The organism is Kibdelosporangium phytohabitans, from assembly GCF_001302585.1.
GTDB classification, from domain to species: Bacteria; Actinomycetota; Actinomycetes; order Mycobacteriales; family Pseudonocardiaceae; genus Kibdelosporangium; species Kibdelosporangium phytohabitans.
On sequence record NZ_CP012752.1, the window covers coordinates 2,162,321 to 2,187,290 of the forward strand.

Annotated in this window: 19 protein-coding genes; 10 read left to right on the plus strand and 9 right to left on the minus strand. The window is 67.4% G+C overall.

Annotated elements, in window-relative coordinates:
* The first annotated feature begins 146 nt into the window (after positions 1 to 146).
* Positions 147 to 1,034: an SDR family NAD(P)-dependent oxidoreductase gene (locus AOZ06_RS09920; RefSeq protein WP_054296536.1), complete on the plus strand. Its 888-nt coding sequence runs from the start codon at positions 147 to 149 to the stop codon at positions 1,032 to 1,034.
* On the opposite strand, the gene AOZ06_RS09925 is transcribed toward AOZ06_RS09920, so the two are convergent.
* Together AOZ06_RS09925 and AOZ06_RS09930 are read right to left on the minus strand one after the other, a co-directional pair.
* Positions 1,021 to 2,895, minus strand: a complete 1,875-nt coding sequence (locus tag AOZ06_RS09925; RefSeq protein WP_236952165.1) for an FAD/NAD(P)-binding protein — start codon at positions 2,893 to 2,895, stop codon at positions 1,021 to 1,023. The two genes, AOZ06_RS09920 and AOZ06_RS09925, sit on opposite strands and share 14 nt — an antisense overlap.
* Before the next feature lie 61 nt (positions 2,896 to 2,956).
* Positions 2,957 to 3,844, minus strand: coding sequence for a universal stress protein (locus AOZ06_RS09930; RefSeq protein ID WP_054289166.1), 888 nt, complete (start codon positions 3,842 to 3,844; stop codon positions 2,957 to 2,959).
* Between the two features lie 78 nt (positions 3,845 to 3,922).
* On the opposite strand from AOZ06_RS09930, the gene AOZ06_RS09935 reads away from it, so the two are divergent.
* From AOZ06_RS09935 to AOZ06_RS09950, 4 genes are all read left to right on the plus strand, one after another.
* Positions 3,923 to 5,362 (plus strand): helix-turn-helix domain-containing protein, encoded by a 1,440-nt coding sequence (locus AOZ06_RS09935; RefSeq protein WP_169798893.1) that lies wholly within the window; start codon positions 3,923 to 3,925, stop codon positions 5,360 to 5,362.
* A gap of 51 nt (positions 5,363 to 5,413) precedes the next feature.
* The gene (gabT, locus tag AOZ06_RS09940; RefSeq protein WP_054289168.1) at positions 5,414 to 6,748 is read left to right on the plus strand and encodes a 4-aminobutyrate--2-oxoglutarate transaminase; all 1,335 of its coding nucleotides are present in this window, start codon (positions 5,414 to 5,416) and stop codon (positions 6,746 to 6,748) included.
* Positions 6,745 to 8,130, plus strand: coding sequence for an NAD-dependent succinate-semialdehyde dehydrogenase (locus tag AOZ06_RS09945; protein WP_054289169.1), 1,386 nt, complete (start codon positions 6,745 to 6,747; stop codon positions 8,128 to 8,130). The genes gabT and AOZ06_RS09945 overlap by 4 nt, the downstream gene beginning before the upstream one ends.
* A gap of 182 nt (positions 8,131 to 8,312) precedes the next feature.
* Positions 8,313 to 9,065, plus strand: coding sequence for a S1 family peptidase (locus AOZ06_RS09950; RefSeq protein WP_157233765.1), 753 nt, complete (start codon positions 8,313 to 8,315; stop codon positions 9,063 to 9,065).
* A 58-nt stretch (positions 9,066 to 9,123) separates the two neighbouring features.
* Here AOZ06_RS09950 and AOZ06_RS09955 read toward each other — a convergent pair whose 3' ends face one another.
* On the minus strand, positions 9,124 to 9,612 hold the full coding sequence (locus tag AOZ06_RS09955; protein ID WP_218921963.1) for an Lrp/AsnC family transcriptional regulator: 489 nt from the start codon (positions 9,610 to 9,612) through the stop codon (positions 9,124 to 9,126).
* A gap of 91 nt (positions 9,613 to 9,703) precedes the next feature.
* Between AOZ06_RS09955 and AOZ06_RS09960 the strand changes: the two genes are divergently transcribed.
* The 3 genes from AOZ06_RS09960 to AOZ06_RS09970 are packed head-to-tail and all read left to right on the plus strand — an operon-like array spanning position 9,704 to position 12,989.
* Positions 9,704 to 10,774, plus strand: a complete 1,071-nt coding sequence (locus tag AOZ06_RS09960; RefSeq protein WP_063810005.1) for a thiamine pyrophosphate-dependent dehydrogenase E1 component subunit alpha — start codon at positions 9,704 to 9,706, stop codon at positions 10,772 to 10,774.
* Entirely contained in the window at positions 10,774 to 11,754 is a 981-nt protein-coding gene (locus AOZ06_RS09965; protein WP_054289171.1) for an alpha-ketoacid dehydrogenase subunit beta, read from the plus strand. Before AOZ06_RS09960 ends, AOZ06_RS09965 begins: the two co-directional genes overlap by 1 nt.
* On the plus strand, positions 11,751 to 12,989 hold the full coding sequence (locus AOZ06_RS09970) for a dihydrolipoamide acetyltransferase family protein (protein WP_054289172.1): 1,239 nt from the start codon (positions 11,751 to 11,753) through the stop codon (positions 12,987 to 12,989). The genes AOZ06_RS09965 and AOZ06_RS09970 overlap by 4 nt, the downstream gene beginning before the upstream one ends.
* Positions 12,990 to 13,028: 39 nt before the next feature.
* Here the strand turns inward: AOZ06_RS09970 and AOZ06_RS09975 are convergent, their stop codons facing one another.
* Genes AOZ06_RS09975 through modA form a run of 3 tightly spaced genes read right to left on the minus strand, consistent with a single transcriptional unit; the run spans position 13,029 to position 15,650 of the window.
* The gene (locus AOZ06_RS09975; RefSeq protein WP_054289173.1) at positions 13,029 to 14,081 is read right to left on the minus strand and encodes a sulfate/molybdate ABC transporter ATP-binding protein; all 1,053 of its coding nucleotides are present in this window, start codon (positions 14,079 to 14,081) and stop codon (positions 13,029 to 13,031) included.
* Positions 14,078 to 14,872 carry an ABC transporter permease gene (locus AOZ06_RS09980; protein WP_054289174.1) on the minus strand — a complete coding sequence of 265 codons (795 nt, stop codon included), beginning with the start codon at positions 14,870 to 14,872 and terminating at the stop codon, positions 14,078 to 14,080. The genes AOZ06_RS09975 and AOZ06_RS09980 overlap by 4 nt, the downstream gene beginning before the upstream one ends.
* A 16-nt stretch (positions 14,873 to 14,888) precedes the next feature.
* Complete coding sequence (gene modA, locus AOZ06_RS09985) at positions 14,889 to 15,650, minus strand: molybdate ABC transporter substrate-binding protein (RefSeq protein WP_236952166.1); 762 nt, start codon at positions 15,648 to 15,650, stop codon at positions 14,889 to 14,891.
* Positions 15,651 to 15,829: 179 nt separating this feature from the next.
* On the opposite strand from modA, the gene AOZ06_RS09990 reads away from it, so the two are divergent.
* Both AOZ06_RS09990 and AOZ06_RS09995 read left to right on the plus strand, forming a co-directional pair.
* Entirely contained in the window at positions 15,830 to 17,413 is a 1,584-nt protein-coding gene (locus AOZ06_RS09990; protein ID WP_054289175.1) for an ABC-F family ATP-binding cassette domain-containing protein, read from the plus strand.
* A gap of 247 nt (positions 17,414 to 17,660) precedes the next feature.
* Complete coding sequence (locus AOZ06_RS09995; RefSeq protein ID WP_054289176.1) at positions 17,661 to 18,125, plus strand: ester cyclase; 465 nt, start codon at positions 17,661 to 17,663, stop codon at positions 18,123 to 18,125.
* Positions 18,126 to 18,130: 5 nt separating this feature from the next.
* Here AOZ06_RS09995 and AOZ06_RS10000 read toward each other — a convergent pair whose 3' ends face one another.
* The 3 genes from AOZ06_RS10000 to AOZ06_RS10010 form a co-directional block, all read right to left on the minus strand.
* The gene (locus tag AOZ06_RS10000) at positions 18,131 to 20,929 is read right to left on the minus strand and encodes a helix-turn-helix transcriptional regulator (RefSeq protein ID WP_054289177.1); all 2,799 of its coding nucleotides are present in this window, start codon (positions 20,927 to 20,929) and stop codon (positions 18,131 to 18,133) included.
* A gap of 12 nt (positions 20,930 to 20,941) precedes the next feature.
* Positions 20,942 to 23,671: an ATP-binding protein gene (locus AOZ06_RS10005; protein WP_054289178.1), complete on the minus strand. Its 2,730-nt coding sequence runs from the start codon at positions 23,669 to 23,671 to the stop codon at positions 20,942 to 20,944.
* A gap of 85 nt (positions 23,672 to 23,756) precedes the next feature.
* Positions 23,757 to 24,938 (minus strand): Glu/Leu/Phe/Val dehydrogenase dimerization domain-containing protein, encoded by a 1,182-nt coding sequence (locus AOZ06_RS10010; RefSeq protein WP_236952168.1) that lies wholly within the window; start codon positions 24,936 to 24,938, stop codon positions 23,757 to 23,759.
* Positions 24,939 to 24,970 lie beyond the last annotated feature (32 nt).

Here is a 24,970-nt window from a genome sequence, read left to right on the forward strand (position 1 = left end):
GGCAGTTTGATTCACATCTTCGCCCTGCTTGGTGATAGGCGCGGCACTACGGCGCGGGTGAACTCGTTGGGACGTTTGGCGCAATGTCCAGACCGTTCGCCGCCGGTCACCCATTCGAGCCCAGCCGGGTGTCGACACTGGACCCCATGAGGTTCTTGGACGGGAAGGCAGTGGTCGTCACCGGGGCTGGGCGCGGCCTTGGGGAGGCGTTCGCGCTGCACGCCGCCCATGCGGGGGCGGCTGTCGTGGTCAACGACATAGACGGCGACTTGGCGGAACGGACCGCGGGGAACATCCGCGCCCAGGGCGGCAAGGTCGTCGCAAGCGACCACTCGGTGGCCGATCCCGGCCAAGCGCAGGCCATCATCGACCTGTGCGTCCGGGAGTTCGGCTCGGTCGACGGCCTGATCAACAACGCCGGGCTGAACTACGAGTCGTTGCCGTGGGACGAGGACATCGACCAGATGAGGGAGCTGGTCGAGGTCAACGTCCTCGGCGTGATGTACGTGGGCGTAGCGGCGGCACGGCAGATGCGGGCGCAGGGAGGCGGCTCGATCGTCAACGTGTCCTCAGGAGCGCACCTGGGGCAACGCAAGCTGGGGACCTACGCGGCGACCAAGGGCGCGGTGGCGTCGCTGACGTACTCGTGGGCTTTGGACATGGAGGACGCGGGAATCCGCGTCAACGCGCTGTGCCCCCTGGCCCACACCAGGATGGTGTGGAAATCGGAGCGTTCGCTGCGGGCGTGCCCGCCGGACCGCACTGCCAGCCGGATCGCTCCGGTGGCGCTCTTCCTGCTGTCCGACCGCGCACACGGAATCACGGGCCAGGTGGTTCGGTGCAACGGGCCGCAATTGCACATCGTCGGCCAGCCGTACTTCAAAGCGCCCATCCTTGAACGCGATGTGTGGGACTCCGACGGCGTCGAGCACGCGTTCAACGAGGTCTTCCAGGCACACCTGGAGCCGTACGGACTGGAGAAACGCCTCCCGCCGAGGCTGCGCAAGTGGATCGTTCCCGCTACAGCGTCCTGAGGACAGTGCGGGCAACGAGGTCGTTCTGCCGGAACGCCGGCGAGTTGACGTTCGGACGGGCGAATGCCGCCACCGCGACCACACTCGTCGGCGCACCTAACGCGAACCGCCGCGGATGGGCGTTACCTGAACTGTCCACGAGACGCAGGTCGGTCGGCGTCACCAACAACCGGCCGGTCTCGTGGCGCGGTTCGGACAGCACTTCCGCCGCGCCGTCACCGGACTCGTACAGCGACCTGAGCAGAACGTTGCTGGTCCGCTTGATCGTGGCGCTGGGGATCCGGGCCTCGACCAGTGCGGTGGCACGGACAGTGTGCGGACTGCTCACGCTGCTTCCGACGAACACGCCGTCCACCGCGTCCACTTGGATGTCCGCCCCGAGGAACTGCACGATTCCCGCGCGTGACAACGCGAGCAACTCTTCGAGGCGGTGCCCCGGTGGCCCGCTGGCCAGGTAGTTGAAGTAGCCGGCCCACCAACCGCCCACGTCGCGCACGTACGACGTCGTGGTCAGCCTCTTGGCTCCGGCGATCACCGCGAGATTCCCGTACGCGTACAGCAATCCGACGAACGCGCCGAGATCAGCGCTGTAGTGGTCGTTCGTGCGACGGTCCACATCGCGCCGGATGTAGGCACGCAGGTGCTCTTGCAACTCCGCGAACGTCTCGAACCGCAGGCCCTTGAGCGGCCGGTCGAGCGCGTCGAGATCAAGCCGGTCCGCCGGCTCCGGCACGGTTTCGGCCACCAGCGCGTGCATCTCCGGGGTGTCCCACACCAGGTCAGCGAACCTGGCCGAAAAATCCGGCCACGTCGCCCGCACCCGGTCCGGATGGCCGTTGAAGAGTTCGTGGTAGTGACCCCATGCGATGTCCATGGCCATCAACGGCCACAGATCCCGGCGGAAGTCGAGCTGACCGTCCTGGCTCAACAGACGCGCCACCGTGTCCGGGCCGAAGAAATGCGGCACCGGCGGCCTTCCGGCGAGCAAGCGGTAGTCGGTTTTGGAGTGATACGGCACGCCACGCCGGGAACCCACGTACAACCGCGGTTCCTCGCCGGACGGCAGGTAGGTCAGCGTCCCGTCGGCTTCGGTGCGGAACTTCCCGCCCCTGCCTTCGGTCAACAGCACTGCCAGGTCGACGAATGCGAGGCCGAAGCCGCGCATCAGCACGTCCTGGCCCGGCTGGATGACGTCGAGATCGCTGTCCGCGGAGTATTCGGGCGGCAGGTAAGTCAGCCCGTTCGCTTCGGCGTAGCGCACGAGCGCGGACTCCTCCTCAGTGGGCGTGCTGTCCAGGTGGCCCAGGGTGAAGATCACGATGTCGGCCGTGATCGGTGTGGCACTCGTTGTCAGCCAGACCAGCTGTGGCTCATCCAGTCCGCCGGTGACCCGCAGCACAGTGTCCTTGTGAAGTTTGACTGAAATGCCCTCGCCGAGCTTGGCCATGGTGTCCTCGAAGAACCAGGACAGATAAGCGCTTTGCACGCGTCGCGTGGCGAAAGACGTGCCGGTCAACGCATGGATCTCCGCCAGGACATCGCGGTCCATGCCGGTCGTGCCGACCTCGCCGGAGCGGACCTGGCTCGCCCACTGCGCCAGCGACGGACCCGGCCGTGCCGGACCTTCGCACTGGACGCTGTCGTCGACGAACATCGTGACGTCCTCGGCCATCGAGTTCATCCGCAGCAGCGGCGACTGGGCGTGCCGCCACACCCGGCCGGGGCCGGGCGGATACGGGTCGATCAGGTGCACGTCCAGTTCGCCACGGCCGAACAGATCGATGTTGGCGCCCAGCCTCTCCAGCACACCGATTCCACGTGGGCCTGCCCCGATGATCGCGACTGTCTTGGTGGACCCCACCTGTCCAATAGTCGGAAAACCACGCCTGGAAGCAACTGTGCCCACCCATTGGACGCGGCGATCATCCGGGCCGGAGCACCGCCACCGGACACTTCGCGTAATGCAGGACCGCCTGGCTGACGGAGCCGAGCAGCATCCGCCGGACGGCACCACGGCCATGGCTGCCCACGGCGACCAGGTCCGCGTTGTCGCCCTGGGCCAGCAAAGCCTCGACGGGCTTGCTCATCGTCACCAACGGCTGCACCCGCACGTCCGGGTAGCGCACCGAATGACCGACCAGCGCCTCGGCCAACACAGCGTTGGCCTGTCCGACGATGTGGTCCCAGTTCACGTCCCACTCGCTGACCGCGCCGAGCGCGTCCAGCGGCAGATCGCTCCACGCGTGCACGGCGACCAGGTCGGCGTTGTGCCTGGCAGCGAAGTCGTACGCGAAGTCGACCGCACGGGTGCTTGTCTCGGACCCGTCAACGCCGACCACCACCCGGCGGCGCCGCGCGGGCTGGTCGGTTTCGCGAACCACCACGACCGGCGCGCTGGTCGACCGGACCAACTCCGCCGATGTGGACCCCAGCAGCACCTGGTGCACGGCGCCGTGACCGGACGAGCCGAGCACGAGCAGGTTCGCGTTCGCGCCGAGCTGGTTGAGCACGTCGACCGGGTCTCCCACGATCACCTCGCCCCGGTCCTCGTTGGTGCCGGCCAACGGCTGGCACTCCGCGACGAGTTCGTCGACGAGTTTCTGGTACTCGCTGCGGAACGGGTCCTCCGACAGCACCACCGTCTCGGTGCGCAGCTGCGTGAGTTCGGTCAACGGCCAGCGGAACGCGTGCACGATCACCAGCCGCCTGCGTCGCGTCGCCGCCTCTCTGGCCGCCCAGTGCGCTGCCCGGCGCGCGGAAGGCGATCCGTCGTAGCCGACGACAACTGCGTCATGCGCGGATTCGGACACCACGTCTCCTTCGCTCCGGTGTCGATCTTCAGCGTTGCGTCCCGGTGGACCAGGTCGGTGCGTGCGACAGTGAGGCCCGTGACGCTCACTCTGGCCGCACTCGTCCGCCAGCGCGAATTCGGCTTGCGGGTCCTTTCCGGTGACGACGCGGTGAACCGCCAGGTGGGCTGGGTGCACGTCAGCGAACTCGCCGACCCGGGGCTGTTCCTGCGGACAGGGACGCTCCTGCTGACCACCGGCCTGCAACTGGGGCCGCCCGGCCAGTACGTGTCGCGGCTCGGCCAGGCGGGGGTGGTCGGGATCGGGTTCGGGGTGGGGTTGTCGCACAAGGCCGTGCCCGCGGGTTTGCTCAAGGCTTGTCAGGACGCTGGCATGCCTCTGGTCGAGGTGCCGTTGGAGACCAGGTTCTCGGACATCACCAAATACGTGGCCGACGACATGGCACGAACCGCCGTCCGCGCCGCGCGTTCGACTGCCGACGTCGAACGCGCGCTCATCCGTTCCCTGGCCGCGCCGGACGTGCCCGGTGAGATCGTCCGACGCTTGGCGCAGTGGCTCAACGGCTGGGCCATGCTGCTTGACCAGGACTTTCGTGCGGTCGCGGCGGCTCCGGCCAAGGCACGGCGCGAGCTCAAGCGGGTCAAGGCCGAGATCGAACGGGTCTCACCGGCCGGGCGGTTCTCACTGTCTTGGTCGGCCGACAAGGCCCAGGTGTCCGTCCACCCGGTTGATCACATGGGTGGCTATCTGGCCGTCGGCACGCCGAAGCTGACCGCGGACGGGCACAGCGTGATCGGGACGGCGTTGAGCTTGCTGGCGTTCCAAGCCGACCAGGTGACGGCTGTCCGCCGGGCGGAGCGTTCGCTACGGGCAGCCGCCGCGACGTTCCTGGTCCACGGACTGAGCGACGCCGCCGTGAGCACTGGGGTCGTGTTGCCCAAACCGCCGGTCCGAGTCGCGATCATCCGTGGCGATGTGGCGTGTGCCGATCTGGCGGCCATCGTGGAGCGGGAGATGCCGGCGGCGTTGGTCGTCCAGGGCGTCGACTACCTGCTGAGCGTGTTCGAGCGACAAAGCGTGCGGCAACTGGCCGAGTTGCTCGACGGGCGGGGGAGGGCTGCTGTCAGCGAGGCCATGACGTGGGAAAAGGTGCCGGACGCGGCGGCCGAGGTGATGAAGTTGTCTGCGGCGCTGCTTGGTGAAGGGCCGGTGATCGTGACCAAGGCCGAGGTACTGGACCGGGGCCTCGTGTCCCACGTTGACACCCCCGAAGTACGTGCTTACGCCGACGCATTGCTGGCACCGTTGCGTGCGTACGAGTCAACCGTCGATCTGGTCGGCACGTTGCGGACTTTCCTGGTGTGTGACGGCAACTGGGTCGAGGCGAGTGCACGGCTGGAGATCCACCGGCACACGCTGCGGTACCGGCTGCGCAAGATCGAGGAGCTCCTCGGCCGGAGCCTCGACGCCACAGGCACGCGGGCCGAGTTGTGGGTAGCACTCCAGTTGTACAACTGATGCGCACTTTGTACAACTGACAGATCAGCAGGTCAGCGATGTACTTCTGGCATGACGACCGTTATCTCGCAAGGCGTCCCGCAGCGACGCGTCCTGCGCACCGACATCCCCGGCCCGCGCTCTGTCGAGCTGCACGCCCGCAAGGTCGCGGCCGTCGCCCAGGGCGTCGGCACCACTCTGCCCGCGTACGTCGTCCGCGCGGGCGGCGGGATCGTGGTGGATGTCGACGACAACCACCTGATCGACTTCGGCTCTGGCATCGCGGTGACGAGCGTGGGTAACTCCGCTCCGCGCGTCGTCGAGGCCGTCCGCGCTCAAGTCGAGGACTTCACGCACACGTGCTTCATGATCACGCCATACGAGGCCTACGTGGAGGTGGCCGAGCGGCTGAACGAGCTGACGCCGGGAGACCACGAGAAACGCACGGCGTTGTTCAACTCCGGCGCGGAGGCCGTGGAGAACGCGGTGAAGATCGCACGCCACCACACCGGACGGTCGGCTGTCGTCGCGTTCGACCACGCGTATCACGGGCGTACCAACCTGACCATGGCCCTGACCGCGAAGAACATGCCGTACAAGCATCGCTTCGGACCGTTCGCCGGTGAGATCCACCGGGTGCCGATGGCGTACCCGTACCGGTGGCCGTCTGGCAGTGCCACCTGCGCTGACGAGGCGTTCGAGGCGTTCACGACCGCGGTCCGCGTGCAGATCGGCTCGGACAACGTCGCCGCCGTGATCGTCGAGCCGATCCAGGGCGAAGGCGGGTTCATCGTCCCCGCGCCCGGCTTCCTGCACCGGGTCGCTGAGTGGTGCCGGGACGAGGGGATTCTGCTGATCGCCGACGAGATCCAGACCGGCTTCTGCCGGACCGGCGACTGGTTCGCCTCGACGCACGAGCGGATCGTCCCCGACCTGATCACCACCGCGAAGGGGATCGCGGGTGGCCTGCCGTTGGCCGCGGTCACCGGCCGGGCCGAAATCATGGACTCGGTCCACGTCGGCGGTCTCGGCGGAACATACGGCGGCAACCCGATCGCCTGCGCTGCCGCACTCGCCGCCATCGACACGATGCACGCCGACGATCTGTGCGGCGCGGCCAGGCGGATCGAGGCGACCATGCGTCCGCGGCTCGACGCACTGGTCGCGAAATACGACCAGCTCGGCGAGGCGCGAGGACGCGGCGCCATGCTGGCCGTCGAGTTCACCGAACCCACGCCCGCGTTGGCCGGCGCCGTGTCCGCGGCCTGCCACCAGGCCGGACTGATCACCCTCACCGCAGGCACGTTCGGCAACGTCCTGCGGTTCCTGCCACCGTTGGTCATCGGCGAGGACCTGCTCACCGAGGGCCTGGACATCCTCGACGCGGCCTTCCAGGAGGTGCTGTGAAAACCGATCTGTTCATCGGCGGCAAGTGGGTTCCGGGCTCCGAAGGGACCTTCCCGGTCCTGGATCCCTCGTCCGGCGAGACCATCACCTCGGTCGCCCGTGCCGGGGCCAGCGACGTGGACGCGGCCATTTCCGCAGCTCATGAGGCCTGGCCGTCCTGGGCGGCCACCGCCCCGCGGCAACGGAGCGAGGTGCTGCGCCGCGCCTTCGAGGCGATGGTCGAGCGACGCGAGGAGATCGCGGCTCTGATCACGCAGGAGATGGGCAAGTCGCTGGATGACGCGCGGGGCGAGGTGACCTACGCGGCCGAGTTCTTCCGATGGTTCGCTGAGGAGGCCGTCCGCATCGGCGGTGAGTTGCGGACGGCTCCCGGCGGGGCGAACCGGATCCTGACGTTCCAGCGCCCGGTGGGTGTGTCGCTGCTGCTGACTCCGTGGAACTTCCCGGCGGCCATGGCCACCCGCAAGATCGGTCCAGCGCTCGCGGCCGGGTGCACCGTCGTGCTGAAACCGCCTGAGGACACCCCGCTGACTGCCTTGCTGCTGGCCGAACTGCTCGCCGACGCCGGCGTACCCCAGGGCGTCGTCAACGTCCTGACCACGGACAAGCCGGGCGAGCTGGTGACCAGGGCCCTGGCGGACCACCGGATTCGTAAGCTCTCCTTCACAGGGTCGACCCAGGTCGGCAGGGTGCTGCTGGCCCAAGCCGCCGACCACGTCGTCAAATGCTCCATGGAGCTGGGCGGCAACGCGCCGTTCCTGGTGCTCGACGACGCCGACCTGGACGCGGCGGTGCAGGGCGCGATGGTGGCCAAAATGCGCAACCACGGCCAGGCCTGCACGGCGGCCAATCGATTTCTGGTACATGAATCGGTCGTCGACGAGTTCACCGAGAAGCTTGTTTCCGCGATGCGGGCAGTGCCGTCGGCGCCGGTGATCAACGAACGCGCGCTGGCAAACCTCGAAGCCAAGGTCGAATTGTCCGGCGGCAAGATCCAGCTGGGTGGCAAACGGACGAAAGGGTCCGGCTTCCACTATCCGCCGACGGTCGTGACCGACGTCCCCCGTGACTCGGTCCTCGGCCGCGAGGAGATTTTCGGCCCGGTCGCGCCCGTTTTCACCATCCAGGACGACGAGGACGCCGTTGCGTTCGCCAACGCGACCGACATGGGTCTGGTGAGCTATCTGTATACCGCTGACCTGGCCAGAGGGCTCCGGTTGGCGGAACGCCTCGACGCCGGGATGGTGGGGCTCAACCGCGGCCTCGTGTCCGACCCGGCCGCGCCGTTCGGGGGCGTCAAGGAGTCGGGCCTGGGCAGGGAAGGCGGCTACGAGGGCATCGCGGAATACCTGGAAACCACGTACGTCGCGACATCCTGGTAACGCAATTGGGATCAAGATCCGAAGAAAGTGGGGTTGACCGGGCTTTATCCACTCTGGTGTAGTCGCTTTGCGTTCACCTCCCTGCACTTTGAGTGGACTTCGGAAGGAATGATCCGTTGAGCACCAACACGTGGTTCAGCGCGCTCAAAAAATCCGCGATCGCCATCGTCGGCGCGGCGACCATGATCGGTCTCGCGTCCCCGGCGACGGCGGAGCAGCCGTCGGGCGCCCCTGACGGCGAGGTCGGCACCCAGGTCGTCGGCGGCACGAGGGCAGCCCAAGGCGAGTTCCCCTGGATGGTCCGGTTGTCGATGGGCTGCGGCGGCGCCTTGTACGCGCCGCAGATCGTCCTGACCGCGGCGCACTGCGTCTCGCGGACCGGCGCCAACACCAGCATCACCGCCACGCTCGGCGTGGTGGACCTGCAGAGCTCCAGCGCGATCAAGGTCAAGTCGACCTACGTCCACCGGTCCGCGACCTACCCCACGGCCACGGGCGGTGACTGGGCGCTGATCAAGCTGGCCAGCCCGGTCAACAACGTGCCGACGCTGAAGATCGCTACCACCAAGGAGTACGACAACGGCACCTTCACGGTCGCCGGCTGGGGCGCGGCCTCGGAAGGCGGCGCGCAGCAGCGCTACCTGCTCAAGGCTCAGGTGCCGTTCATCAGCGACTCGACATGCAGGGCGTCCGGCGGCAGCTACGGCGACCTGATCCCGGCCGCGGAGATCTGCGCCGGTCTGGCCAACGGTGGCGTGGACACCTGCCAGGGTGATTCCGGCGGCCCGATGTTCCGCAAGGACAACGCGGGACAGTGGATCGAGGTCGGCATCGTCAGCTGGGGCGAGGGCTGCGCCCGGCGCGGCAAGCCCGGCGTCTACACCGAGGTGAGCACCTTCGCCAAGGACATCGCGGCCGCGGCGGCCAGGCTGTAGCCACGGCGTTTCAGCAGCAAACCGCAGGCCCTCGTAGGTGGCTCGTCGGGTCAGCCACCTACGAGGGCTTCGGCCTGAGCTCGTCCAGGATGAACATCGTGTGCGTCGCCATCACCTCGGGCATGGACTGCAACCTGTCCAGCACGACGTCGCGTAGCGCGTCACTGTCGGTGGTGCGCACGAGCAACAAGCCGTCGTATCCACCGGACACCATCGCCGCGTGCTCGACCTCGGGCATGTCGGCCAGGCGCTGGGTGAACTCGCGCCACGACCGCTGGCGCAATTTGACAGCCAGGTACGCCGACACCGTGTAGCCATACCGGTGCGGATCGATTGTGGCGTGGTAGCCGGTGATCACGCCGGACGAAGTCAGCCGTTCGATCCGGGCGTACGCGTTGGCGCGGGAGACGTTGACCTGCTCGGCCAGTTTGCGCACCGAGATCCGGCCGTCCGCACGCAGCAGCTCGACGATCCTGCGGTCGACCTCGTCCAGAGCGGGCGCCATCCGTCCATCGGTCTCCCCCTGGCCGGACATCTGGTCGGACATCCGGGCCTCCTGTCGCGCTCCCGCAGGCAACTCGTCTCGGCCTCGGTCACCAGCGTGGACAAGTGTCACGATACCAACTGACCATTCGGTCATGAAGTCGATCGAGGCGAGCCCCGAGCTCACGCTGCCGGGCCGGAAACCCATCCAGCTGGTCGACGAGAACGGGTCGGCCGTCGGCGACCTGCCGGACGAGCGCGTCCTGCGATCCCTGCACCGCGCGATGGTCCTGGGCAGGCGGTTCAACAGACAAGCCACCGCGCTGACCAAGCAAGGCCGCCTCGCGGTCTACCCCTCATCGGTCGGCCAGGAAGCGTGTGAGGTCGGAGCGACGCTCGCGCTCGAAGCCGACGACTGGCTGTTCCCGACCTACCGTGACACCGTCGCCGTTGTCACGCGCGGTGTTCCCGCGGTCGAGACGCTCACCCTGTTGCGTGGCGATTGGCACTCGGGTTACGACCCGCACGCGTACCGTGTCGCGCCGTTGTGCACACCGCTGTCGACGAACGGACCGCACGCGGTTGGCCTGGCGCACGCGGCGCGCCTGCGCGGGGATTCGTTGGCAGTGCTTGTGTTCATGGGCGACGGCGCGACCAGCGAGGGCGACGCGCATGAGGCGTTCAACTTCGCGGCGGTGTTCAACGCCCCGGTCGTGTTCTTCATCCAGAACAACCAGTGGGCGATCAGCGTCCCGCTGTCCAAGCAGTCGAAAGCGCCGACATTGGCGCACAAGGCAATCGGTTACGGAATGCCCGGTTACCACGTCGACGGAAACGACGCCGCCGCCGTGTACACCGTGGTGTCCGAGGCGCTGGCGCGGGCACGCTCAGGTGGTGGTCCATCCATTGTGGAAGGCCTGACGTACCGGATCGACCCGCACACGAACTCGGACGACACCAACCGGTACCGCGACGCGAGCGACGCCGAACCGTGGCGCGCCGCCGACCCCCTCCTCCGCTTCAACCGGTTGCTCGGCGTGGACGAGTCGGCGTACGCGGAGGAAGCCGACCGGATGATGGCCGAACTACGCGCCGAGATGAACAAGGACGCGCACGTCGACCCAGACGAGCTGTTCGAACACGTCTACGCCGTACCGACGCCACGGCTGCGCGCGCAAGCCGCCGCGTTACGGGCGGAGCTCGCCGCGGACCGAGGTGACGCGTGATGGCTCAGCTCAACATGGCGCAAGCGTTGAACCGCGCCCTGCGCGACGCGATGACAGAAGACCCGAACGTTGTGGTGTTCGGCGAGGACGTAGGGCCGTACGGCGGCGTGTTCACGGTGACCGAAGGCCTGACGGCACAGTTCGGTGAGGAGCGTTGTTTCGACTCCCCGCTGGCCGAGTCGGGGATCGTCGGTACCGCGATCGGTATGGCCATGTACGGCATGCGACCGGTCGTCGAGATGCAGTTCGACGCTTTCGCGTACCCCGCGTTCGAGCAGATCACTTCGCACGTGGCCAAAATGCGCAACCGCACCCGCGGCAAGGTCGCGTTGCCGATGGTCATCCGCATTCCCTACGGCGGGGGCATCGGCGGCGTCGAACACCACGGCGACTCGTCTGAGGCGTACTACACGCACACACCCGGCCTTACGGTCGTCACGCCGGGCGCCACCGCGGACGCGTACTCGATGCTGCGTGCCGCGATCGAGAGCCCGGATCCGGTCATCTTCATGGAGCCGAAGTCCCGGTACTGGAGCAGGGCGGACCTGGAGCTGCCCGCACGGACAGACCCGATGAACCGTGCGGTGGTCCGCCGGGAGGGCCAGCACGTCACGCTCATCTCGTATGGCTCGACCGTCCAGACCTGCATGGAGACCGCGGGCGCGGCCAAGGAGGAAGGCTGGGACGTCGAGGTCATCGACCTGCGGTCGCTCGCACCGCTGGACGAGGACACGGTCTGCGCATCGGTTCGCAAGACCGGCCGCGCGGTCGTCGTGCACGAGTCGTCGGTGTTCTCCGGGTACGGCGCCGAGGTCGTCGCGACCGTGAGCGAGAAGTGTTTCCACTGGTTGGAGGCACCCATGCTGCGGGTTGGCGGTTTTGACGTGCCATACCCGCCGAAGGATCTCGAGGAGCACCAGTTGCCGCACCCGGACCGGATCCTGGACACGATCGCCCGGCTGCAGTGGGAGGACCAGTGAACGTCCGCCAGTTCGCGCTTCCCGACCTCGGCGAAGGCCTGGTCGACGCGGAGATCGTGCGCTGGCTGGTCGAGGTCGGCGACGCGGTCGAGGTTGACCAGCCCGTAATCGAGGTCGAGACGGCCAAGGCCGCCATCGAGGTGCCCGTTCCGTATGCCGGCGTCGTGACCGCGCTGCACGGCGAGGCTGGTTCGACGATCAATGTCGGCGCCCCGCTCTTGTCGGTCGCGTCCGCCGGGCTGTCGGAGCCGGGCGTGGAGACGAGCCCGAACCTGGTCGGGTCCGGCGTCACCAAACGCGCTCGCCGCCAGGGCCGCCGGCGGGCTCTCGCCGTGGCTGACGCTGTGGCTCCTCCGGTGAGCCAGGTGGCTGTCGCCCCGGAATCGGGTCCGGTTGCGGTGGTGTCGCCGGTGGTCCGCAAGCTGGCGCGGGAGAACCACGTCGACCTGAAGGCACTGGCCGGGAGTGGCCCCGACGGTCTGGTCCTCCGCAAGGACGTGGTGGCCGCGATTTCCGGTCAGGCCGAGGACACCCAGGTCGAGGGCCAGACGAGGATCCCGCTGCGCGGTGTGCGCGGCATGGTGGCCGACCGGTTGAGCCGTTCCCGCCGGGAGATCCCCGAGGCGACGGTGTGGGTGGACGTCGACGCCACCGGCCTGCTCGCCGCGCGCCAGGAGATCAACAGTGCCGACCCGGCCCGCCCGGTGAGCCTGCTCGCGTTGATCGCCCGGTTCTGCGTGCTCGGCCTGAAGCGGTACCCGGCGCTGAACTCCACCGTGGACACCGAGCGCGGTGAGATCGTGATCTCGGACGCGGTGAACCTCGGCTTTGCCGCCCAGACGCCGCGGGGCCTGGTCGTGCCCGTGGTGAAGGACGCCCAGGACCTGACCACGCGTGAGCTGGCTGCGCAGTTGGGCCACCTCACTGAGTCGGTCCGGGACGGCTCATTGCCCCCGGCAAAACTCACCGGTGGCACGTTCACGGTGAACAACTACGGCGTGTTCGGGGTGGACGGTTCGGCCGCGATCATCAACTACCCGGAGGCCGCGATCGTCGGCATCGGGCGGATCATCGACCGCCCTTGGGTGGTCGACGGCCAGCTCGCGGTGCGCAAGGTGACCGAACTGACCCTCGCCTTCGACCACAGAGTCTGCGACGGCGAGGTCGCCGGTGGTTTCCTGCGTTTCCTGGCCGACTGCGTCGAGCGACCCACCGCCTTGCTGGGCGACCTGTGATGGCGCGATAGGGCGACCACCGTCTCTGACCTGGGTTTTCTAGATGGGGTAGGCGTGGGTTTCGGTCGCTTTGACCGTGACCCACACCTGCTGGCCCGGGGTCAGCGTGAGCTCGGCGACAGCCGCTGTGGTCACGTCGGCGAGCAGATCGGGCGTGCCTGTCAGACGGACGCGGACCGTGTCTGCGTGCTGCTCGATCCCGGCCACTTCGGCGAGCCACGTGTTGCGGGGGCTGCCGTCGGGCCGCGTCTTGTGCAGACTCACGGCGTTCGGCGGGAACGTGACGAAGACCGGGCCGTTGATGGAATGCGCTGTGGTGAGCACGCTGCCGTCGTCGAGTTTGATGCTCACGCCGTCGGCCGTTCCCCTATAGAGATTCAGCCCGACAAGCGCGGCGATGTAGTCGGTGCGCGGCCGTCTGGCGATCTCCGCGGGGGAGCCCGCCTGCACAACGGAGCCGTTTTCCACGACGAGGAGACGGTCGGCGAGAATCATGGCGTCCAGTGGGTCGTGTGTCACCAGGACCGTCGAGCCCTCGTAGTCGTCGAGGTGCTTGCGTAGTTGCGCCCGGATCTGGATGCGTGTCGCTGCGTCCAGCGCGGCGAGTGGCTCGTCGAGCAGCAGCAGGTCCGGCTGGATGGCCAGGGCACGGGCGAGCGCGACCCGTTGGGCTTGGCCGCCTGACAGTTGGCGGGGCTTGTGGCGCGCCTGCGCGGCCAGGCCGACCCGGTCGAGCCACTCGACGGCGGTCGCGTTCGCTTCCCGCTTACGCGTGCCACGCGCACGCAGACCGAACGCGACATTGTCCACTGCGGACATGTGGCCGAACAGCAGGTAGTCCTGGAACACGACGCCGACCGATCGACGCTCAGGCGGAACGAACACGCCTTTCTCCGGGGCGTCGACGGTACGGCCGCCCAGTTCGATCGTGCCTTTGGTCAACGGTCGCAGGCCGGCCAGCGCGCGCAGCGCGGTGCTTTTCCCGGCGCCGTTGGGGCCGAGCAGCGCCAGCGTCGTGCCTGGTTCCACCTCGACGTCCGCCGTCAGCTCGAACGATCCGATATGGACGTTTAAGGTGGCCTGCAAAGTCATGCGCGTGCTCCGATCCACCGGTCGCGCAGACTGACCAGGATCACGATGGACACGACCAGCAGTACGAGGCTCAGCACCGTGGCACTGTCCGGATCCTGCTCCAGCGCCAGATACACCGCGAGTGGCATGGTCTGCGTAGTCCCTGGATAGTTGCCGGCGAATGTGATCGTCGCACCGAACTCGCCCAGTGCACGAGCCCAGCAGAGCACCGCGCCCGCCGCGATGCCCGGTGCGACGGTCGGCAGAGTGACCCGGCGGAAAGCCGTCCACCGGGACGCGCCCAAGGTCGCGGCAGCTTCCTCGAACCGGGAATCCGCCCCGCGCAACGCGCCTTCGACGGCGATCACGAGAAACGGCATCGCCACGAACGCCTCGGCGACGATCACACCCGCGGTCGTGAACGGCAGCGAGACCCCGAACCACGAATCCAGATACTGACCGAGCACACCGCGCCGCCCGAACACCAGCAGCAGCGCCACACCACCGACCACCGGCGGCAGCACCAACGGAACGGTGACGAAGGCGCGCGCGATGCGCCTGCCTGGCAGTTCGGTCCGCGCGAGCATCCACGCCAGCGGTACACCCAGCACCAGGCAGATCACCGTCGCGGAGGTCGCGCAGATCAACGAAAGTCGTAGCGCCTCACCGACCTCGGCGGTGGCGAGCTGGTCGACCAGAGTGGCCCACGGCGCCCTGATGACCAGCCCGGCCATCGGGAGCACCAGGAACGCCAGGCCGATGAACGCAGGGATGAGCAGGACAACCGGAACACGCGCCCGAACCGCTCTCATGCTGTCAGTGTGACCGTTACGGGGTATCGAAGCCTGCCTTGGTCAGTACCTGGCGGCCCTTGTCCGACAGGATGAAGTCCATGAACGCCTTGCCACCCGTGGCGTTCCGCGTCTTGGGCAGCGTCACGATCGGATAGTCGTTGATCGCCTGCGCCGCCTCGGGGAAATCGACGCCGTCGACGTCTTTCGTCGCCGCGGCCACGTCCGTCTTGTACACCAGCGCGGCGTCCACCTCGCCGAGCTTGACCTTGGTCAGCGTCGCCTTCACGTCCTGTTCGAGCGTGACCGGCTTCGGCGTGAGCTTCGCGACCTCGAACGCCTTCTTGGCCGTGGCGCCGCACGGCACCTGCTCGGCGCACAACGCCAGTTTGATCTCTGGGTTGAGCACGTCGGCCAGCGTGGCGATCTTGTGCGGGTTGCCCTTGCCGACTGCGATCCGCAGCTTGTTCTTCACGAACGTGACCGAGCCGGTCTCGGCGACCTGCTTCATGTTGGCCGGGCTCGCCGAGGCGAACACGTCAACGGGCGCGCCCTGGTTGATCTGCTGGGCCAGCGCCGAGCTGCCGCCGAAGTTGAACTTGACCTTGGCGCCAGGGTTGGCGGCTTCGAAGTCCTTGCCGAGCTGGGTGAAGGTCTCGGTCAGCGAGGCGGCCGCGAACACCGTGACCTCGCCGGTCACCGATTGGCCCGCACCCGCCGTCGCGGCCGGTGGCTGCTCTGAGCCGCCACACCCGGCGAGCAGGATCGGGGCCGCGAGCAGGGCCACCAGCTTCTTCACGATCTTCCTCCGTATCTGCGGAACCTTGTGCAATCTACGGCAGCATTTGCGGAGAACCAATAATCGCTTGCCGACCTTGTTAGCGTTGTAACCATCATGGAGAACTGACATCGCCACCCGTCCGCGCCCGAGGCCTGCTGCCCGGCGGACGCCCTACCGAGCCACTCTGGCGGTATGCGATGTCATCAACCCCGTACTTGGTCGTGCGTGATCTGGACAAGGTCTACGGCGATCGGCGAGTTCTCGACAGCGTTTCCTTGACTGTGTCCCCAGGACAACGCCTGGGCCTGGTCGGCGAGAACGGCGTTGGCAAGTCCACGCTGCTGAGGTTGCTGGCCGGCACCGAAGAGGCGGACGCCGGCGAGATCCACCGTCCGCCGGACTGCGGCTTTCTCACCCAAGAACTGCCGTACAGCCTGGACATGACCGTCGGCGAGGTCGTCGACAGCGCCCTGGCAGATATTCGCGACGCCGAACAACGGTTGACCGAACTCAGCACGATGCTCACCGACTCGGCCGCGCTGGCCGAGTACGGCGACTTACTGGAATGGGCGCAAGCGCACGACATCTGGGACGCCGACCGCCGCGCCGCGCTGGTCATGGAAGGACTCGGACTCTCAGGGGTCCGCTACGACCGAATCATCGGCTCACTGTCGGGTGGGCAGCGTTCCCGGCTAGGTCTCGCGGCGCTGTTGATCAGCCAGCCGCGGGCGTTGCTGCTGGACGAGCCGACCAACCACCTCGACGACGAGGCGATGGCCTTCCTGGAGAGCCAGTTGACGCGACTGCCGGGCGTGGTTGTGGTGGCGTCGCACGACCGCGTGTTCCTGGACGCCGTGTGCACGGCGATTGTGGACCTCGATCCGGCACGCGGCGGAATCACGCTGTACGGCGGCGCGTACACCGACTACCTGGACTCCAAGCGCGCCGAGCACGCACGCTGGGAGCAGCAGTACGAGTCCGAGCAGGACGAGTTGAAGCGCCTCAAGCACTCCGTCGACATCACGGCTCGCAACGTCGCGTACAACCGTCCGCCACGTGACAACGACAAGATGAGCTACGACTTCTTCGGCGGTCGTGTGCAGAAGCAGATCTCGAGGCGTGTGCGCAACGCGCAGCACCGGCTGGATGAGCTGACCCGTACACAGGTGCGGAAGCCTCCGGCACCGCTGAAGTTCGCCGCGACACTCACCGCGACGCAGCCCGACGACAAGCTGGCTCTATCGGTGCGCCACGTGAAGGTCGACAGCCGGTTGGACATCGGTCAGCTCGACGTCGTGACGGGCGACCGGCTGATGGTCTGCGGTTCGAACGGCGCGGGCAAGTCCACGCTGCTGCACGTGCTGGCCGGTCGGCTGCGCCCGGATGACGGTGAGGTCCGTCGTGCGCGTGGTGTCCGGGTGGGTCTGCTCGAGCAGGACGTCGAGTTCCCGGATCCCGGCAAGACGCCACGTCAGCTGTACACGGGCTCGGCACCGCTGGCCGAACTCGGCCTGGTCGCGCCCAGGGATCTCGACCGGCCGGTGGGGCATCTGTCGGTCGGGCAGCGGCGCAGGCTGGCCCTGGCTGTTCTGATCGGCCAGCCGCCGGACGTGTTGTTGCTCGACGAGCCGACGAACCACCTGTCGCTGAGTCTCGTCGAGGAACTGGAGGACGCGCTACGTTCCGCGCCTGGTGCCGTCGTGATCGCGTCGCACGACCGGTGGCTGCGGCGGACCTGGGAAGGTGCGGAACTGGTCCTTCGGGGTGGCCATGTGGCGTGAACGGCAACCTGCGACCGGTACGCGCGTCTTCAGAGCACAATCGTCGGCATTCACCGCCATGAGAAGAGGCACGAAAACGTGAAGTGATGCCCGTTCAGCTACCCGTAGGCGCCACCCGGCTACGTTCGGCAGCAACTTACGTAGCAGTTGGACTGGATGTGCGTAATTACCACGAAGCGCTGCCGCCTGCTTTGCGCCACTATTGTCCGGGGCAAGGGGACCTCCTGGGGAGAGGGTCGAGGAAGCTATGACGGGGACCGCTCATTACAAACGACTCGTGCTGGAGCTGTGCCGGGCGTTCAACGACGGGAAGATATCCAGGATCGACGACTATCTGACGCCTGACTTCGCAGATCTGGGCGTGTCGGCTGGGCCGGACTGGTTCAAGAGCTCCATCCAAGCGCTGCGGCGATCGTTCAAGGACGCTCGCTGGGACGTGCTCGGCCTGGTCGCGGAAGGTACGACCATCGTCGTGCGGCTGCGGTTCTCCGGGGTGCACGTGGGCGACCACCTCGGCGTGGCGCCGACCAGGTGCTCGGTCAGCGTCGAGCAGGTGCACATCTACGAGGGCCGGGACGGACGGTTGGCCACGCACTACTGCGTCCGTGACGACCTGGAACTGCTCGACCAATTGGGTGTCCGCCCGGACACCACGATGGTCGGGGAGACCAAGCCCATGCGAAAGAAGAAAGTCGCCGCCGCCGCTTTGTAGCGGAACTAAACAGCCTGGCCGGCCCGGATGACGGTCGCGGCGAGCGCGGCCCGCGACTCCACTTCGAGTTTGCCTCGGATGTTGGAGATGTGGGTCTCGACGGTGCGCCTGCTCAGCCTCAGCCGCTGCATGATCTCCCGGTTGGTCAGGCCGTCGGCCACAAGCGTCGCGACTTCGGCCTCGCGTGCGGTCAACTGGGGAAGGGTGGCGTGCTCAGTGGGCCTACGCGGCGAGACCACGTTGTGGCCCAACGCCCTCAGCTGCTGGTACACGCCGTCCCGGCGGCCCGGCATATCGCATCTTTCGTACTGCCTCGCCACCTCGGTCAGCTCCTTGGCCGCCTCGGTGGTGTCGCCCGAGGCAGCCAGCGCCAAGCCCAGCAGCTCCCGGCTCTCCATTTCCTGCACCACATGGTCGGTGGCGTGGAAGGCCGCCGCCGCGCTTCTCGCATACTCGATCGCTTTATGCGGTTGTCCAGTGGACAGGCACACCGTGGCGTGGCAATAGGCGATGTGGCCTGCCCGGTTGGCCAACAGGTCACCACCGGGGCTCTGGGCAACGGACTGTTCCATTAGGACAGTCCATCGCTTCGCGTCGTCCGGACGTCCTCGTGACAACTCCGCGGCCACGAGGCTGCGGGCGAAGACGGGACGGTGCAGGGGATCCAGCAACGGCAACTCCGGTCCACCGGCCAGGCGCACCAGATCGGCCACTCCTGTGTCCGGATCGCCGTTGATCAACCAGGCGCCACCGAGTGCGCACCCCGCGACCGCGGACCACCAGTCCAAGGTGCCGCGACACGCGCGCACAGCCCGTTTGCCCGCCCGCAACGCGAGATCACGGTTGCGGCGGCTCGTCTCGACCATCGCTTGGATGGTGTACGAGGAGGCCCGTAGCTTGTCGCTCGCGGACAACTCAGCGACCTCGACCGCCTCGGCCGCGCTCGCACTCGCGTCCGTCAGATCACCCAGCAGCAACTGGGCCATGGCTTTCCCCGTGAGCAAGTACACGAGTTGATGGCTTTGCCCGGTTCTCGCGGACAGTGCCAAACCACGATCAAGGTGCCGCAGCGCTTCGCGTGGCCGTGCCAGATACAACTCGGCCCAACTGAGCGTCGCGGGCCCGTTCAGGTTGGCCGCCAAGTCGTCGTCGGACAGCTGGTCCATAAGCCCGGCGCTTTTGTGCTGCCACTCAAGCGCCGCTGCCGCGTCGGCGGCACCATACGCGGCCAAGGCCTGGACTGCGCACGCTTCCGCCTCCATAGCCCGGTTGCCCAGGTCCCGAGCGGTGGCGAGGGCGTCGTCGATCCACCTGATGTCGATCTGGAAATCACAACTGATCAGCCCGACCGAACCCAGCTCCAGCTCGAGCTGGACTTTCTCCGTCTGGTGCGTCACGGGCAGTCGCTGCAGTTCAGCCAGCAACAGACCCCTGGCCTCCTGATGGTGACCGAGCAGTTGCTCCACGCGTGCACATGCCACCACCGCAGCGGCTCGGCGTGCAGGTTCGTCGGCCGGCAATTGGTGCAGCACGGTCTGTAGGACGTGCCGGCTCTCATGCAGCGAACCGCTCAGCGCAAGCGCGTGACCGAGTTCGGCCAGCAAGCCCAACCGTTGATCAGCGACGGTCTCCGGCAGCAGGTCGATCGCCGCGCGCAACCATTGCGCTGCTGTGGCCGGACCATGCACGAGAGTCTCGCGCGCGGCGCTCGTGAGCAGGTCGATCGCGGCCTGGTCACCCACACGCGCCACCCGCATCACATGCGGAGCTTGCTGGACGGCAGGCGCGTCCACCAACGTTCTGGCCGCACGCGAATGGGCGCCGTGCAGCCAACCACGGCTCGCTGACCCGTACGCGGCGCGCCGGACCAGCGGATGCCGGTAGCGCCATTTCACGCCGTGCGGGCGGATCAGGTCACGAGTGACCAGCTCAGCAAGCGCTTCCTTCGCCTCATGCTCGTGCAGTTCCGCCACACGGGCGACTGTGGCCAGTTCGAACGGGTCGTCCAGCGCTGCCGCAGCGTGGGCGATGAGACGTTCCGGTTCACCGAGCATGGCCAGTTCGGCGTGCAGCACCGCGTCGAACGAGGCCGTTGTGCCGACCTTGGACAGCGCGTCCAGGTAGAGCGGGTTTCCGCCGCTGAGATCGTGCAGCTGGCTGAGACGGTGCTGGGATACGTCCGGGCCGACCAACTCGGCGACCTGGTCACGGGATAGCGGAGCCAACTTCACGATCTCACTGTTACCTGACGCGAGCGCTGCTGACAGGTGCGACGGTTGCTGGCGCGGCCGGTAGGCCAGCACGATCATCGTGGGCGCACGTGGTGGCCTGCGGACAAGGCGGCTCAACAGTTCTGAGGTCGCTTCATCGGCCCAGTGCACGTCGTCGAGCGTCAGCACCAGACCACCAGGTGCGGCCAGCCACTCCAGCAGCTCGCTCAACGCGCCATGCACCCGGTAGCGACCTCCGCCAGTCGGCCGTTGCGCGGGCGCGGTGTCCTCAATCGAGGGCAGCACGTCCGCGAGCAAGGCCAAGGCCTGATCGTCCAGTGGGGGACGGCAATTCACGAGTACGTCGTCGACCGCGTCGACCAAGACCGAGAACGGAGCTGTTCCGGACAGTTCCCCGGCTTGACCAGCGAGCACCCGGTGGCCGCCGGCGGCGGCCACCGCTCGGAACTCCGCCAGCAGCCTGGTTTTCCCGATGCCTGGCTCGCCGACGACCTCAGCGACACACAAACCAGGACGCGCCAGCAGTGTCGTCAGCACCGCGAGTTCCTCGGCCCGCCCCACGAAGTGCGCCATGACCTCATATCCCTACTCGCCCCGGGTGCGTTGCGCCGCGAGCGCCGCGCGTGAACTGACTCCCAGTTTGGCGTAGATCCTCGTCAGGTGCGTTCCGACGGTTCGCTCGCTGATCACGAGCCGCTCGGCGATTTGCCGGTTGGAGCTGCCACTCGCCGCGAGCTCGGCGATCTGGCGTTCCCGCGCGGTCAAGGTCTCCGATCCCGCTGCCCGGCGTCCCAGCAGCCGCAGCTCCCGCGTCGCCTGTGCCGCGAGAATCGGCGCACCCGCTTTCGACAACAGTTCGGTGGCTTTCTCAAGTTCGCTGATCGCTTCGGTCGAGTTGCCGAGGCCGGCTGCCGCTCGTCCCCAGACCAAATGGGCACGGCCGGCGTCGAATTGAGCGTTTCCCTGTTCGAACGCCTCGACGGCTGCGGAAGCACTCGCCCTGGCGTTTCCGAACGCACCGGCGGCGAACTCGGTATATGCCGTCGCGAGACGGGCTAAGCCGAGCCGTGTCGGCAGGTCAGGGTGAGTGGCCTGCGTAGCGCGCCATGCCCATTCCCGCGCGCGGTCGACGTGCCCGAAGGTCAGCTCAGCCCAGGCAAGCTCCGCGTAGTGCAGCGGCCGACTCGGCTCCTCGATCTTGGTCAGCTCTGGTCCGCCCAGCAGATCGAGTAGGCCGGCTATCTGGTCCGGCTGGCTGGTGGTGAGTGCAAGCATCTGATGCGCGCCGACGGACGGCTGAATGGTGTCGTCTCCGACTGCGCCCACGGCCTGGCGTGCTGCCACCGCGGCTGCGGACGTGTCTCCCACGACGAGGCTGATCCGGCTGGCCATCACCAACGCGTGCCTGCGGATCGACCAGTTGCCGTGCTGCTGCGCGAGCGTCGCCCCTTCTTGCGCGTACCGACTCGCCTCTTCGAGACGGCCGAGCCAGCGCAGCACAATCGCGCGCTGGACCGCCAACTGCGGCAGTACGTGAGTGCGGCCGTACGCCTTGGCCAGCGTGATGCCGCGATCGGTGTGCCGCAGCGCGTCGTCGAACCGGTCCAGGAGCCGTTCGATGTGGCTGAGCCAGACAGCCAGTTCGATCCACTCCGCGATCTCGCCGTCAGGCACCCCGTCGAACACGGCCTTCGCGGCTGCGTAGCTCTCGGTGGCGGTGACCAGATTCCCAGTGAGGTAACTGGCCCACGACAGCAGCGCGTGCGCGGCGGCGTCCAGGACTCGGTCTCGCGACCGGCGCGCGAACCCGAGCACTTCGTAGACCAGATCGAGGTCCTTGCCGAAATCGCTGCGCACGACGCTGTTAAGAACGACTTCAAGTTTCAGCCTGGCGGAACTGATCGTGTGCGTCCCGACGGGCATTTCGGCGATCAGTACTGCGCGTGCGGAGTCGTAGTCTCCGATCAGCCGCTCAACCATCCCGCACAGAGCAGCGGCGGTCATCCGGGTCTCGGTGTCGTCGTCAGGCAGTTCGGCCAGCGCGGTGCGCAGCACGTCGCGGCTTTCGGCCAGGCGCCCAGTGACAGCCAGGGCCCGGCCAGTCATCGTCATCAGCCGCTGACGCAGCTGCGGCTGATCTGCCGGGAGCAACTCGAGCGCCACCTGAAGCCACTGCGCCGCGATCGCCGGAGTCTTCGCCAGCGCCTGGCTTGCGGCACGGACAAGTGTGCTGATCGCGTCCAGATCGCCGGCACGGGCTGCGAGCGCGGTGTGGTGCGCACGTGCGGTCACCGACGCGTCCCGCTTCGCCAGCTCGGCCGCCGCACGGCTATGGGCGAGCGTGCCCCAGTCCTCGTCGGCGTCCAGATAAGCGACCTGGCGCACCAACGGGTGACGGAACCGCAGCCTGCGTTCGTCGTCCGCCCGGATCAAATCACGCGCCAGAAGGTTGTCGAGCGCCTCGAGGGTGCTGCGGATGTCGAGCCCAGCGATCGCCGACACCAGTCCTGGTTCGAACGGATCGCCCGCCACCGCCGCCGATCGCGCCACCAGCCGGATGGCAGCAGGCAAGCCGGTGAGTTCGTCGATCAACGAGGCTGCGGCCGTGCTGGAGGACGGTTCGGTGAGCAACCGCAGGTAAAACGGATTGCCGCCGCATCCGCGGTGGAGTTCCTCACAGCGCTCGCGGGGGACGCTGGGACCGAGGAGCTCAGCGAACTCGTCGACTGACAACACGTCGAGCACGAACCGGTCGACCTCGCCGTCCCGTTCCGCCTGGTTGATCGCTGCGGAGACCTGCGCGGACAACTGCGCGGGCCGATGAGCGAGGGCGAGTATCAGCGGTCCATCAGGCGGGTGGCGCAGCAGGTGTGCCAGGAGTTCGGCCGTGCCTCTGTCGACCCAATGCAGGTCATCGAGCAGCAGGAACAGGCCGCTGGATTTGGCCAATGACTCCAGCAGCGCCCGCATGGCACGAAGGATCCGGTACCGCGCGACGTCCGGGCGCTGTGGTCCGAGTTGCGGAAACAGCGAGGTGAGCGTGCTCCGCTGTGCGGTGCCGAGATCGGCAGTGCCCACGTGTTCAGCCAAAGCCGCGGTGAGCACGCTGAACGGGATGTGCTGGTTGAGTTCGGTTGATGCGGCGCCGAGCACCAGCATGCCGCGATCGACCGCCCGTGTGCGCAGCTCGTCGAGCAAGTGGCTTTTACCGACGCCGGGCTCGCCGACCACTTCGATGACCCAGGGCTTGGTACCTAGCCGGGCGATGGCGGCCTCGAACCGGGCCACCTCGTCAGCCCGGCCGATCAAGGTCATGACGCGAAGTATCACAGGCCTGGACCGAGGGTGACAGTGTTCGCCGCCGGTCACAGCCTTATGGCTGCACACCGAGGAGCGTGAATCACGCCCTGGCCGCACCGAATCGTCGTGAGATGACATCGCTCGCCTCGGCCGCCAAAGCCGCAGCGGCCGCTCGCGGAATGGTCGCCTCCTGTTCCGCTCGGTTCAGAACTCGGCCGACCAGCTGGCGCATGCTTTGCCGGATCCTCCCGAACGCGGCGTCCGCGTCCGCCTCGACGTCACCGAAGAACGTCCACCACCACCAGGAGTTGGTCGCGGAGTTGGCCACCACGTCCGGGATGATCAAGATGCCACGTTCGGACAGCTGCACCTCGGCCGCCGCGGTCACCGGCATGTTGGCGGCCTCGACGATCAAGTCGGCCCGCACTTTGCCGGCGTCGTCGATGGCATAGGAAACGGCTGCGGGCACGAGTACGGAGGCTTCTACGTCGAGCCATGCGGACAGCGGCAGTTGCTGATCCCCCGGTCGTAACTGATCACGGTCGACCGTGCCGAAACGATCGCGGGTCAGCAGCAGACGCTCGACGTCCAGGCCGCCCGGATTGGCCACCACTCCCGCCGCGTCCGCGATCCCGGCGACTCGGACCCCAGCTCGCGCCAGGAATCTCGCTGTCGCGCCACCCATTGATCCGAAACCCTGCACGAACGCCTTGGGCTGGGACAGGTTCAGATGTTCGATGCCTGCCAGCGCGGCCTCGGCGACACCACAGCCACCGACCAACTCATCGAGCGCGACCCCGTCGACCGAGATCTCGAAGGCGTCAGCGAGACGCTTCCGGGCTTTGGCCGGATCGTCGACAAGGGGATAGATGGCTTGGATCGACGACCGCACGCCCAGTTCGGCAAGTACTTCGTCGATGGTGTCCTGGCGCAGGCCCAAGTCTTCACCCATGGTCCAGAACTGTTCGATGTACGGCCTGACAGCGGTGAGGTAGCGCCGCAGGACGTCCACCGCGGCGGGGTCTCGCGGATCGAAGTCGATACCACCCTTCGCGCCGCCGAGAGGGATGTAGCGGCCGGCAGGGTCGTAGTTGAGCGCTTCTTTCGCGGTCATGCCTGATGCCAGGCCCGCGACCTCACTGAGCGTGCAGCCTGGTCGCATACGCAGGCCACCGCTGCACACGCCGCGGACGAGCCGGTCGATGACCAGGAAACCTGGCCTACCGGTGACTGGGTCGTGCCAAATCACCTGCAGGTATGGCGAGTCGGCTTGGTGGATCACTTCGCGAGTATCCGCTGTCATCCGCGCCTTCG

Coding starts and splice junctions, on each gene's coding strand:
- AOZ06_RS10000 (WP_054289177.1), bottom strand. CDS start 20,929: ATGGCGCACTTCGTGGGGCGGGCCGAGGAACTCGCGGTGCTGACGACA.
- AOZ06_RS10005 (WP_054289178.1), bottom strand. CDS start 23,671: ATGACCTTGATCGGCCGGGCTGACGAGGTGGCCCGGTTCGAGGCCGCC.
- AOZ06_RS09950 (WP_157233765.1), top strand. CDS start 8,313: ATGATCGGTCTCGCGTCCCCGGCGACGGCGGAGCAGCCGTCGGGCGCC.
- AOZ06_RS09920 (WP_054296536.1), top strand. CDS start 147: ATGAGGTTCTTGGACGGGAAGGCAGTGGTCGTCACCGGGGCTGGGCGC.
- AOZ06_RS09990 (WP_054289175.1), top strand. CDS start 15,830: ATGTCATCAACCCCGTACTTGGTCGTGCGTGATCTGGACAAGGTCTAC.
- AOZ06_RS09975 (WP_054289173.1), bottom strand. CDS start 14,081: ATGACTTTGCAGGCCACCTTAAACGTCCATATCGGATCGTTCGAGCTG.
- AOZ06_RS09995 (WP_054289176.1), top strand. CDS start 17,661: ATGACGGGGACCGCTCATTACAAACGACTCGTGCTGGAGCTGTGCCGG.
- AOZ06_RS09955 (WP_218921963.1), bottom strand. CDS start 9,612: ATGTCCGACCAGATGTCCGGCCAGGGGGAGACCGATGGACGGATGGCG.
- AOZ06_RS09960 (WP_063810005.1), top strand. CDS start 9,704: ATGAAGTCGATCGAGGCGAGCCCCGAGCTCACGCTGCCGGGCCGGAAA.
- AOZ06_RS09980 (WP_054289174.1), bottom strand. CDS start 14,872: ATGAGAGCGGTTCGGGCGCGTGTTCCGGTTGTCCTGCTCATCCCTGCG.
- gabT (WP_054289168.1), top strand. CDS start 5,414: ATGACGACCGTTATCTCGCAAGGCGTCCCGCAGCGACGCGTCCTGCGC.
- AOZ06_RS09965 (WP_054289171.1), top strand. CDS start 10,774: ATGGCTCAGCTCAACATGGCGCAAGCGTTGAACCGCGCCCTGCGCGAC.